Raw genomic sequence first — 11775 nt, forward strand, 5'->3', positions numbered from 1 at the left:
AAAATACCCGCAACCCCTTTTTTTGACGTTTGTGTAAAAATCCAAATCCCCGCGCAAAAAGTGATCAATAACAATACACTGAATGTGATTTCATTCGCGCGCCGGAACATTTTCGGCCCTTGTAGGCTTGGATGCCACGTCTTTGAATCGTGGGTTGGATGACCTGATTTCAATATCTGGTGGCCGAATGCTCGCGGAGCACAAGTCGGGAGTACCGTTTTCGAGTCGGGCACCCTGTGAAATGCGGGACATTGCGTGATTCCTCGAGCGACGAGTCGCAAAAAGAGGTCACAGATCGATCTCCAGAACCCCGTCGGGTTCAGCCGCCCGTGATTTACACAAGATGATCTCGTCCGCCTGCTGCGCCTTGGATAAAACAAAGTCGCGGTGCTCGACTTCGCCGGACAGGACATGGCATTTACACACCCCGCATATCCCGTCTGCACATTTCACATCCACGCTAATCCCATGCGCCTGCAGTGCCTCTGATGCCGTCTGGTCGGCGCGGACGGGAATTTCGCGGCCAGAGCGCCTGAGCCGGAGAGTGAAAGCATGGTTTTCGAGGTCAGGCTGCTCCGGAACAGCGAAATATTCCCGGCTGCAGGCCTCGTCAGGGTAACCTGCCGCACGGGCGGCATCCATAACGGCCTCCATGTAGGGGGCAGCGCCACAGGTGTAGACGCGGCGACCGGGTTCATATCGGCTCAGGATGTCCTCAAATTTGGCGCGGGTGCCTTCGCTGGAGATGTGCACCCGGACCCGGTCGGCCCAAGGTGCGGACGCCAGATCATTGAGAAAGCCGCCACTGTCTCGGGAGGAAATGGAATAGTGCAGCTCGAAGGGACGGGACAGACTATAGAGCCGGTGCGCCATGGCGATCATCGGAGTGATCCCGATGCCGCCCCCCATCAGGAACGACTTGCTTGCCGCTTCGTCCAGCGGGAAGTGATTGATCGGCTGAGAGATGAAAATCCGGCGACCTTCGGTAAAAATTCGCTGCAGGAGCTTCGAGCCCCCGCGCCCGGCCTCTTCGCACAGCACACCGATCTCATAACGTGTGCGGTCGGCAGGGTTGCCCGACAGAGAATACTGGCGCAGGAACTCCGGCGCCACCACAATGTCGATATGGGCACCGGCCGTCCAGGCGGGCAGCTCACCGCCGTCGATGGCGCGGAATTCATACTTGGTGATCCCTGCCGCCATCATTTCGACCTTTGAAACCAAGACCTGCAGCACCGGGCTTGCGCGGTCATTGCGGTATCGGTGATCCCAAGTGCCACTCTCCCCGCGGGCGCGGCGCGCCTGATAGTCCCCGGCGGTCACCATCGCCTGATAGGCCATGATCCCGGCCTCGCGATCCATCGGGAACGGATAGGGATAGGGGTGCGGCGCAAGGTTGGCCGGATAGACCGCCAGCGTCTGATCGCGGTATTGCAAATCAAGGTCCTTCGCCAGACGGCGGTGATTCACCGGGTGGCGGGTCGGGCGATATGCACCATCCTCCTGCAGTTCCAGATCCCACCACCACTTCTTGGCCGGGTTCATTTCGCCATGCCCCAGCGCATCATCAAGCCGCGCCAAGGCAGGCGCCGCCTTTGGCAATGTCATCGCGGCCCAGCGAAAGGGCTTTTCGGCAAAAAGTCCCTCAAGGTTCCAGGGACAGGTCTTCATACAGCGACCACACATCGCACCGCCCGGCGTGGTGATCCGGTAGGTTGTGCATTTCTGACTGTCCGACTTCCAGATTTCATATCCGTTGAACATCAGTTTCGGCCCGGCGGTAATCGCGCCCGCCGGGCATTCACGGGCACATTTGTTGCAGGCCTGACAAAACGCCTGCAGGCCAAAGTCGATGGGCTTGTCATGCGCCAGGGGCATGTCGGTGGTCACCACGCCGGATTTCAGGCGCGGGCCGAGAAAGGGATTGAGGATCACTTCGCCAATACGGGACACTTCGCCCAGCCCCGACAACAACAGAAGCGGAGGCTGCAAAACCTCGCCATCCATGACCGTGTGTGCCTTTGCTTTGTAGCCAAGATTTCGGATCTGCCTGGCAATGACGCCGCCCAGGAGGGAAAACCGCAGGTAGGCGCGCATGGATTGCGCCACTGCGATCCAGTCATCGCCGGATGTGCCCTCGGTGGTGTCGAACCCCTGATCTATGATCATCGAAATCGCATGCGGCTGGTCTGGTACGATCGGAGCGCCGGTGGCGTCGTGACTGTACCAGGTCCAGTCCGGGCAGCGGCTGATCCCGACAGCATCCACCCCAAGCCAATAGGAGGCCGCTTTGACCGACAGCGCATTGCGCGCGGGATCCACAGGGCGCGCTCCTGCAGCGGGGACTCCATCCTGCAGCAGGACAAAGGCGCCCAGCATGCGGCGCTGCGCCATTGAGGGGGCCGCCTTCCGCACATAATGGCCACCGGTGGCGGCCTTTTGATTGGCCGGCCCCATATCCCCGAATTGAGCGCGCGCGAACATATCGGTGCGCTTGGGCACGCGGGCGACACGCGCCTCGTCGATATAGGTGGTCGGAACATCGACCCGCTTCAGGGTCTCAAACGGATGCGGCCCGTCACAGAACGCACGTTTTTCATAGGGGTCGCCGTTCAAGGCCGAGCGCGGGGCGCCGGATCCGATCCACCAGCGCAGATCACGCCCCTTGTGCCCTGGTTGCTGCGACAGCGGTGCAAGAGGGCGGTCCTCGGCGAGATCCAGATCAGTGGTGACGACCGCAAGGCCAAAGCGGGTACCGAGATAGGGCGCCACCAGCTTTCCCTCCTCGACACGGGCAATCCCGGCAGCCACAGCCAGCCGGTTCAGATCCACGTCCGACGATGTGCCTGTATGCGCCTTTGCATCCCAACCGAGCAACCTGATGTAATTGGCGATGACCACTGCGGTCTCTGCGCTGCGCAGGCAGGCACGATGGGTTTCCGCACCCCTGATCCACTCACAGCCCTCTTCTTCGGCCCTTGGGGACCGAGGCGTCTCGTACAGAAATACGATTGCGTGTTTATGCGCCCCGATCGTCGTGGGCGGCGCCTGCAGAGCATCTTTGAGGTCGGCCATGATCACATCGATGCCGGAGGCCAGCGTCTTGGTCTGACGTGATCTGAGATCCTCTGCCAGTCGATCGATATCCGGGTTGCGCCAGGGGACCGACAGGCGCGCGCCTTCATCCATCGGGCCAATCCCGACCATGGCGGCATCCGCGAAATAGCCGAAGGCCTTGATATGATCGGACCGTTCCCGCAGGTCCTCGGGCACCTCGGCCCGCGCCCCATTCACCAACCCATCCCGGATGGCATCCATCATCGCCTGATATTCACACATGGCGTTGACAATATTCGCGGGCTGGTCGGGCTTGCGGAAACTCAATGGCTCGGCCGAAGGCACATCCGACATATCCACCCGCGCCAGACGTTTGAGCCGCTCCAGCGGAAATGGCCCCAGAGGCACAGGCCGGTGCCTGGAGGAAAAGAAACGTAGGGACATGCTGGCTCTCCTGCTCGCGGACCTGACTGTGGCCTGACGCCATAGTCTAGCGGGCTGCAACAGCGCCCATAGGAAAACACCAGCCGCATGCCATAGAGTGGCACGCGCAGGCAGAGCCCGGCGCTGGCGCGCATCCCCGCTCGACATCGCGGCACAGCAGCATACTCCCCACCCCGAAGATGCTGGTCCGCCCGGCCGCCTATCGGTCAAGCATCGGGAATTAAAATGTCCAAAGCGCAAAATCGGACGTACAACAGTGTGATTACGCAACAATCGCCGTGACAGCGCGTTACGTAGAAAATTAGCTTCCGTTTCGACGGAGCTTTGTCGGAAAGTCGTATAAAGACAAACGGTGCCGTTTACCGAACTCAGAAAATTCAAGGACTCGCATGGCCTACTCGCTGCATCCCCTGCCCTCCACTCTGAACCGGATCTGCGCGGGGGCGCTGGTCCCGTGCCTGAGCCTGTGTCTGTGCCTGAGCCTCTCCCTGCCCGCCCAAGCCCAGCAAAGGCCGGGGGCCCAGGGACCACTGACCGCCGGTGTCATCACGCTCGAAGAAGCGCAAGTGCCATACACCGTCACCCTGCCGGGGCGTGCCGTCGCATTTGAAGAAGTCGACATCCGCCCCCGCGTTGGCGGAACCATCAGCGAGATCCTGTATGAACCCGGCCGCCAGGTTCAAAAGGGCGACCTTTTGTTCCGCATCGAAGGCGACACCTTCGAAGTTGACGTCGAAGCCGCAGAAGCGGAAGTGGCCCGTGCCGAAGCCGCCGTGACCGCATCCGAGGCAACGCAATCGCGCTATGAGCGGCTGCAAGGTACCGGCGTCACCATCGAAGATCTGGAAACCGCCCGCGTTGCCGTGCTGCAGAACAAGGCAGAACTCAGCAGCGCACGCGCCGCGTTGAAGCTGGCCCAGCTTGATCTGGAACGCACCGAGATCCGCAGCCCGATCACGGGGGTCGCTGCGGTTGCCAATATCTCGGCCGGAGCGATCGTGACCGCCAACCAATCGGATGCGCTGACCACCGTGACCCGGCTGGACCCGATTTATGTCGACGTCGAAGAATCCAGCAAGCGCATTGCCGAGGTCCGGGCCCTTGCGGAAGGTGGCACGCTTCAGCGGGGTGATGACCTTGATCTGAGCCTGCAGCTTGAGACCGGCGCGCAATATGCCCAGAAAGGCACGCTGGCCGCCCCGGGCACGCAGGTGTCGACCACCACCGGAACATTCGAGTTCCGCATCCGGTTTGACAATCCCGAGCGCAGGATCCTGCCGGGACAATTCCTGCGCGTCGAAGTCGCCTTGGGAACAACCCGCGCCGTGCTTGTGCCGCAAGGCGCAACTACGCGTTCGGCAGAGGGGATACTCACGGCGTTTGTGGCCGCCGACGGCAAAGCAGAGAAACGCGAACTGACTGAACGTGGCAGCTATCAAAACGCATGGATTGTGACCGAAGGCGTATCAGCCGGTGAATTGCTGATCGTCGACGGGCTGATATCCTTACGCGATGGCGCCGACGTGACGACCACGCCGGTGACCATTTCGGAGACGGGAATCGTTTCCGATCTGCCCGCCGCCACGAACGACGAGGGCTGATCGATGGGAATATTCTTTATCCAGCGCCCGGTTTTCGCCTGGGTGCTCGCTCTCATGACCATGCTGCTTGGTGCCTGGTCCGTCTATTCCCTGCCGGTCGCGCAGTATCCCGAGATCGCGCCGACCACGGTGCGGGTATCTGCCAGCTACAAGGGCGCGACCGCCGCCGCGGTGGAGAATTCCGTAACCCGCGTGATCGAGGACGCGATGACCGGGCTGGACGGTATGATATATATGACGGCCCGTTCCTCTCAGGGGTCTTCCTCGCTGTCGATTACCTTCGACGAAAGCGTCGAGCCGGTGGACGCACAGAACGAGATCCAGACCAAGATTTCTCAGATTGAAAGCCAGCTCCCGACGGCAGTACGCACGCAGGGTGTCAGCGTCTCACGCTCTTCCTCCTCCATCCTGATGGTGGGCGCCATCGTCGCTGACGATGACACCTACTCGACCGTCCAGCTGGGCAATATTCTGTCAGAGCAGGTCGAAGGCGCGATTCAGCGCACCGAAGGTGTCGGCGGCGTCAATGTCTTTGGCTCCGGCTACGCCATGCGGGTGTGGTTGGATCCGATAGCATTGGCGAGATTTCAACTCACGCCTCAGGATGTTGTCAGCGCGGTAGAGGAGCAGAATACGACTGTCTCGGTTGGCTCGCTTGGCAGCCAGCCGACCCTTGCCGGGCAGCAATTCAACGCCACGATCACCGCCCAGAGTCAGATGACCTCTGTCGGAGAATTCGAGCAGATCCTGCTGAAGGCGGATGAGAGCGGCGGCGTGGTCCGCCTCGGTGACGTGGCCCGGGTGGAGATCGGCCAGGAAAGCTATGGCGGAGACTCGCGGTTCTCCGGCAAGAACGCCACCGGATTTGGCGTCAACCTCGCCACTGGCGCAAATGCCGTGGATACTGCGGCAGCGGTTCGGGACACGCTGAACCGGCTGGAGCCTTCGCTGCCGGATGGGGTTCGCTTCGAGGTCGCCTATGACACCTCGCCCTTCGTCGAACTCTCTATCGAGCAGGTCTATCATACGCTGCTGGAAGCGGTGGTCCTCGTTTTCCTCGTGCTGCTTCTCTTCCTGCAGAGCTGGCGCGCGACCCTGATCCCGCTGATCGCGATCCCGGTGGTTCTTCTGGGCACATTCGCGGTCTTGTCCGTGGGGGGCTTGAGCATCAACACGTTGACAATGTTCGCAATGGTACTGGCCATCGGCCTGTTGGTCGATGATGCAATCGTTGTGGTGGAAAACGTCGAGCGCCTGATGGAGGACGAGGGCATGTCAGCCCTCGAAGCCACCCGGACAAGCATGGCGCAAATCACCTCGGCCCTATTGGGAATAAACGTCGTCCTGGCAGCGGTTTTCCTGCCGATGGCGTTCTTTGGCGGCTCCACCGGGGTCATCTACCGTCAGTTCTCGATCACCATGGTGTCGGCCATGTCGCTGTCGTTGCTGGTTGCGATCATCCTGTCGCCACCGATGTCTGCCCGCCTGTTGCGCCCCAAAGACGGGCCGCCCCGCTTTGTTCCGTTTCGCTGGTTCAACAGCCTTGTGACGCGGGCAACCGCCGGATACGGCGCCGGCGTCAAAGGCAGCCTGCGGCTTCCGATCCTGATGCCCGTGCTGCTGGTCGCCGTTCTCGCCGGGGCATGGGTTGTCAATCAGCGCCTGACCTCTTCGTTCATTCCGACAGAAGATCAGGGCGTCCTGATGACCATGGTTACCCTGCCCGAAGGCGCGACAACGGCCCAAACGACAGCCACAGTTGAGAAAATCGAGGCGTATTTCCTTGGCGAAGAACCGGAAGCTGTCCAAAGCACCTTTGCCGCCCTGGGGTTCGGATTTTCCGGAAGCGGGCAGAACCGTGCCATGGTGTTCGTAAAACTGAAGAGCTTTGACGAGCGCGACGGACAGCCGGACCTGGCTGCCGACCAGGTCGCTCAGCGCGCCAATATGGCCTTTCGTCAACTGCGCGACGGTCAGATCTTTGTCATGCAGCCCCCGGCGATCCGGGGCCTTGGGAACAGCGGCGGCTTTGAAATGTATCTGGTTGACCAATCGGGTGCCGGCTCCGATGCCCTGCAAGCCGCCGCCGAGCAATTGATCGCAGCGGCCGGGCAAAGCGACAAGCTCATCAACCTGAGCAGCAACGGCACCGAGGAGGACAGCGCGCTGAAGCTCTCGATCGATCGCGCCAAGGCCGAAAGCTTTGGCCTGACGCTTTCGGAGGTGAACGGGATGCTCTCGGTCATCTTCGCAGGCTCCGAAGTCAATGATTTCGAGCTCGGGGCGGGGCTGCGCCCTGTGATTGTTCAGGGCGAAGCTGCCAGCAGGATGCAAACCGAAGACGTCTTTGACTGGTACGCCCGCAACGCGAAGGGTGAAATGGTGCCTTTCTCGGCCTTTATGTCGACCTCATGGGAGCCGGTCGCACCGACACTGGAGCGCTACGACGGGACTTCCGCGCTTCAGATTTCCGGCTCGCCGGGGGCCGGATACAGCTCCGGCGCGGCGATGGCGGAAATGGAATCCCTCGTGGCCGATCTGGACGGCGGATACGCCGCTGCCTGGACAGGGCTCAGCTACCAGGAACGGCAATCTGGCGATCAGGCACCGATTCTCTATGCGGTGTCGGCGCTGGTGGTCTTTCTGGCGCTGGCCGCCCTTTATGAAAGCTGGTCGATTCCATTGGCAGTGATGCTGGCAGTGCCCGTCGGCATACTCGGTGCCTTGTTTGCAGCCTGGGTCTTCGGCCAGTCGAACGATGTTTATTTCAAGGTCGGCATGCTGACGACAATCGGCCTGGCCGCACGAAATGCGATCCTGATCGTGGAGTTCGCAGAAGAATTGCGGCGCAAGGGGCGCAGCATCGCAGAAGCCGCAATCGAGGCATCCCGCCTGCGCCTGCGACCAATCCTGATGACAGCGCTGACTTTCATCCTTGGTGTGTTGCCCCTCGCCTTGGCAACAGGAGCGGGTGCCGCATCGCAGAACGCCATCGGAATCGGCGTGATCGGCGGCATGGTTGCCTCGACCTTCCTTGGCATTTTCATGGTGCCCGCATTCTACGTCCTGATCATGAGACTCACACGTTCTCTGTCAAAACAGGAAGAACGGCAGACCACCTAGGACACACATACTTGAGACACGTATAATCGCGGGGCGCCCAGCCAATGGGCGCCCCCTGGTCTGACCGCCGCAGACCCGGGCACAGACCCTAGCACAGAGGCAGAACGCCCCCGCCCGGTCAGCCCGGTCAGAACGGCAGACCCACGCGGCATCCCTGCGCCTTTGATACGACACAAAGGGTGCGACGATTGTTTGCTATCGACACTACTGCGTTCGGAGAGCGCTGTATTTGGGAAAAGTGGCGGACCGAGGAGGATTCGAACCCCCGACCCCTTGATTCGTAGTCAAGTACTCTATCCAGCTGAGCTATCGGTCCACTGAGCGGCGGTTTAGTGATCCCTGCGGAGAGGCGCAAGTCGAAAAGTGCGGCAGTCCAAAGATTTTGTGACAGGCAGACGACCAGAAAACTGACACGGCTCTGTGCCACTCTGGAGGTGCCTCTGTCCGGACAGGGTTGTTTGGCCGGACAGAGTTTTGCCTGCAGAATCACGATAGGCGCAATGGGATAGACCCGTTACGCACCATGCAACAGCCTCTGGTTGCTTATTATTTTAATAAGTGGCGGACCGAGGAGGATTCGAACCCCCGACCCCTTGATTCGTAGTCAAGTACTCTATCCAGCTGAGCTATCGGTCCACTGAGAGCGGGAACTACCCCCGCGATCACGGCGGCGCAACCCCCAAAAAGAAAATAAGTCTCCAAGTTCCTCAGGAAGTGAGCTGACACTCGTAAACAGTCCCATCGCCCTTGGGCAAACAGATTTCAAACACTGTTCCCTCCGCTCCGGTGGCCCCCAACCGCAGCTGCCCCCCGTGCCCTTTTATCAGCTCAGCAGCAATCGCGAGCCCAAGACCGGACCCGCCCTTTCGCGCACCGCCCTGAAAGGGGGTAAAGAGATTGTCCCGAGCCTTTTTCGGCAGACCCGGCCCATTGTCCGCCACCAAAATCCACCAGGCATCATCCTCTTCGCGCATCGAGATGGTGATGCAGCCGTCCCGCCCCGTGGCCGTAATCGCCTGGCGCGCATTGCGGACCAGGTTCATGATCACGCGAAAGATCTGCTCCTTGTCGCAGCGGATCATGGTGGGGAGAGGCACCGAATTGATGATCTCCACCTCCACATCCGAGGGCACGAGATTTTCCCCCTCGGCCACATCATCCACGATTTCATGCAGACACACCCGGCCGAATGTCGGCGCAGGCTCCTCTGCGCGGCCGAAGGCCAGCGTTCCCTCACACAATGAGACGGCCCGGGTGATCGAATTCACCAGCTTGGGCGCAAGACGACGCACCAACGGGTCCTCGCTCATTTCGATCCGGTCGGTAAACAACTGCGCCGAGGTCAGGATGTTGCGCAGATCATGGCTGATCTTGGCAACGGCCCCGCCCAGCTGCGCCAATCGCTCCCGCTGCTTCAGAGCATGCGTCAGCTCGATCTGCAGCTTCTGCAGTGCTTCCTCCGCCTCGCGCAATTCGATCACCCCGGCTGTCGGCGTTATGATCCCGCGCGCATCTTCCGGCGCCGCCGCGTACCGCTGCATATAGCCAATCACGCCCTTGATCGGCTTCACCAGCACTATGCGCACCGCCACGAACAGCAAAACCGCCGTCAGAACAGAGATCACGGCGGACAACAAAAGGATGCGCACGCCGTAGTCGATCATTGTGTCCCGAAGAGGCGCCGTTTCGATGGTTATCTCGATCAGAAGCCCGGCGTCGCGCACCGGGGCGCCGATCACGCGGATGATCTCGTTTTCGGGATGAATGAGCCTGGCCATTGCGTCGCGGATCAGGATCAGGGCCCCGGCCTCGCGAAGATCAAAGGTCCCCCCGATCGGATGCGGAATGGGCGAGGACAACACCAGTTGACGCATCTCGTCGCGCCGCAAGACGACGTTATAGACGCCTGCGTTCTCCAGCAGCTCTTTCTCAAGCGCGCCGTCCAGCATGTCGTCGGCCAGTAATGCCAGCGAGGCGATCTGTGCCCGTTCGAGCCGGTCTTTCAGATAGTCCTCGCGGAAACGGGCAATGGAGGGGACAAAGATCAACACTTCGGCCAACATCACGAAGACCGTTGTCAGGATCAGGAATCTGCCCGAAAGCGTGTTTAACATAGGTCCCAGTCTTCGCCTCAGGGTATCCAGCGCTGCACCAGCCAGACCCCTCGCTTTACGATGGAATTCTCAAATAGTCTCGGGGAGAAATACGCTCCCGCAACCCGTTTGTTAAGCTCTGCAATCGTCGGATAGGGTGCGACCATTGCGGCGATTTGGCTCATCTTCAGCCGATTGGCGAGTGCCAGCGACCAGGTGGCGATCAATTCCCCGGCCTGAGGCCCGGCAATCGTTGCTCCCACCGGACGCCCCCGAACCACCATGACCTTTATGAACCCTTCTGTTTGCCGGGTCGCGATGGCCCTGTCGTTGTGGCTATAGTCAAATCGGGCGACCTCGAGTCTCGCGCCATATTGTGCCCGGGCCTCTGCTTCTGTCAGCCCCACCTGGGAGAGTTCCGGGTCGGTATAGGTTGCCCGGGGGATATGGGCGCTGCGGGCTTTGGATGGCAGGGCAAACAGCAGGGAGCGGATAATCACGCTGGCATGATACCCCGCGAGGTGCGTGAACTGCCCCTGCCCTGCCACGTCGCCGATAGCATAGACCTTGGCGTTGGTTGTCCGCAGGCTCGTGTCCACATGGATCCCCGCGCTGGAGGTCTCAATGCCTGCAGCCTCCAGGTTCAACCCGTCGACATTGGGCTGCCGCCCCACAGCCACCAACAGATGAGAGCCTGAGATGTCGCCTTTGCTGGTCTCGACGACGATGTGATCACCCTCCTGCCGGACCCGATCTGCGCTGGTCTCCTCCAGAATTTCGACGCCCTCGCCCCGCAGGCGATCCAGGACAAGGCCCGCCGCTTCGGGATCGTCCCGCCCCAAGGCCTGCTTGGCCTCAAGCACGGTCACTTTGCTCCCTAGGCGACGATGCGCCTGGGCCATCTCCATTCCGATGGGACCTCCGCCAATCACGATCAAATGCTCTGGTTGCTCGCGGAGCTCCCACAGAGTTTCGTTGGTGAGATAGGCGACCGAACCCAGTCCCTTGATCGGAGGCACCAAGGGGCGCGACCCGGTGGCGATGACGATCCGGCGCGCGGTGATGCGGGTGTTCCGGGCCTCGACCTCGGTGTTGCCGACAAAGCGCCCGGCCTCTCGGATCACATTGACACCCAGCCCCTCGAACCGGTCCTGGCTGTCGACGGGGGCGATCTTTTCAATCACATTCTGCACATGGCCCTGCGCGGCAGCGTAATCCACTTCGGCCGTCCGATTCCTGATCCCGAAAGCGGCGGCATGGGATTGGGCATGCGCCATATGGGCGCTGGCCAGCAGCGCCTTGGAGGGGACGCAGCCATAGTTGAGACAATCCCCGCCCATTTTATGACGTTCAAGCAGCACAACATCGGCCCCCATCTGGCTGGCCCCCGCAGCAAGTGAAAGCCCCGCCGATCCGGCGCCGATAATCAACAGATCACAAGAGAGTTTTTCCATTGG

The 11775-nt window shown here is 60.9% G+C and carries 5 protein-coding genes and 2 tRNA genes; 2 read left to right on the forward strand and 5 right to left on the reverse strand.

The window, feature by feature from the left end; translation table 11 throughout:
* Positions 1–288: 288 nt before the first annotated feature.
* A complete protein-coding gene (locus FGE21_RS16505) occupies positions 289–3501 on the reverse strand; it encodes a reductive dehalogenase domain-containing protein (protein ID WP_139664524.1) in 3213 nt (1070 codons plus the stop codon).
* A gap of 389 nt (positions 3502–3890) precedes the next feature.
* Between FGE21_RS16505 and FGE21_RS16510 the strand changes: the two genes are divergently transcribed.
* Positions 3891–5102 carry an efflux RND transporter periplasmic adaptor subunit gene (locus FGE21_RS16510; RefSeq protein ID WP_139664525.1) on the forward strand — a complete coding sequence of 404 codons (1212 nt, stop codon included), beginning with the start codon at positions 3891–3893 and terminating at the stop codon, positions 5100–5102.
* Between the two features lie 3 nt (positions 5103–5105).
* Positions 5106–8225 carry an efflux RND transporter permease subunit gene (locus tag FGE21_RS16515; RefSeq protein WP_139664526.1) on the forward strand — a complete coding sequence of 1040 codons (3120 nt, stop codon included), beginning with the start codon at positions 5106–5108 and terminating at the stop codon, positions 8223–8225.
* 239 nt (positions 8226–8464) lie between these two features.
* Here FGE21_RS16515 and FGE21_RS16520 read toward each other — a convergent pair.
* The 4 genes from FGE21_RS16520 to FGE21_RS16535 all read right to left on the reverse strand — a co-directional run bounded on the left by FGE21_RS16520 (position 8465) and on the right by FGE21_RS16535 (position 11772).
* A tRNA-Arg gene (locus FGE21_RS16520) sits at positions 8465–8541 on the reverse strand.
* A 243-nt stretch (positions 8542–8784) separates the two neighbouring features.
* A tRNA-Arg gene (locus FGE21_RS16525) sits at positions 8785–8861 on the reverse strand.
* A gap of 71 nt (positions 8862–8932) precedes the next feature.
* Positions 8933–10339 (reverse strand): sensor histidine kinase, encoded by a 1407-nt coding sequence (locus tag FGE21_RS16530; protein WP_139664527.1) that lies wholly within the window; start codon positions 10337–10339, stop codon positions 8933–8935.
* 17 nt (positions 10340–10356) lie between these two features.
* Complete coding sequence (locus tag FGE21_RS16535; RefSeq protein ID WP_139664528.1) at positions 10357–11772, reverse strand: NAD(P)/FAD-dependent oxidoreductase; 1416 nt, start codon at positions 11770–11772, stop codon at positions 10357–10359.
* Between the last annotated feature and the right edge of the window lie 3 nt (positions 11773–11775).

The sequence above is a fragment of the Phaeobacter sp. B1627 genome (assembly GCF_006265095.1).
GTDB lineage: Bacteria > Pseudomonadota > Alphaproteobacteria > Rhodobacterales > Rhodobacteraceae > Epibacterium.

Excerpts from the sequence above, each read along its gene's own strand:
- FGE21_RS16505 (WP_139664524.1), bottom strand. The coding sequence starts at position 3,501 with ATGTCCCTACGTTTCTTTTCCTCCAGGCACCGGCCTGTGCCTCTGGGG.
- FGE21_RS16510 (WP_139664525.1), top strand. The coding sequence starts at position 3,891 with ATGGCCTACTCGCTGCATCCCCTGCCCTCCACTCTGAACCGGATCTGC.
- FGE21_RS16515 (WP_139664526.1), top strand. The coding sequence starts at position 5,106 with ATGGGAATATTCTTTATCCAGCGCCCGGTTTTCGCCTGGGTGCTCGCT.
- FGE21_RS16530 (WP_139664527.1), bottom strand. The coding sequence starts at position 10,339 with ATGTTAAACACGCTTTCGGGCAGATTCCTGATCCTGACAACGGTCTTC.
- FGE21_RS16535 (WP_139664528.1), bottom strand. The coding sequence starts at position 11,772 with ATGGAAAAACTCTCTTGTGATCTGTTGATTATCGGCGCCGGATCGGCG.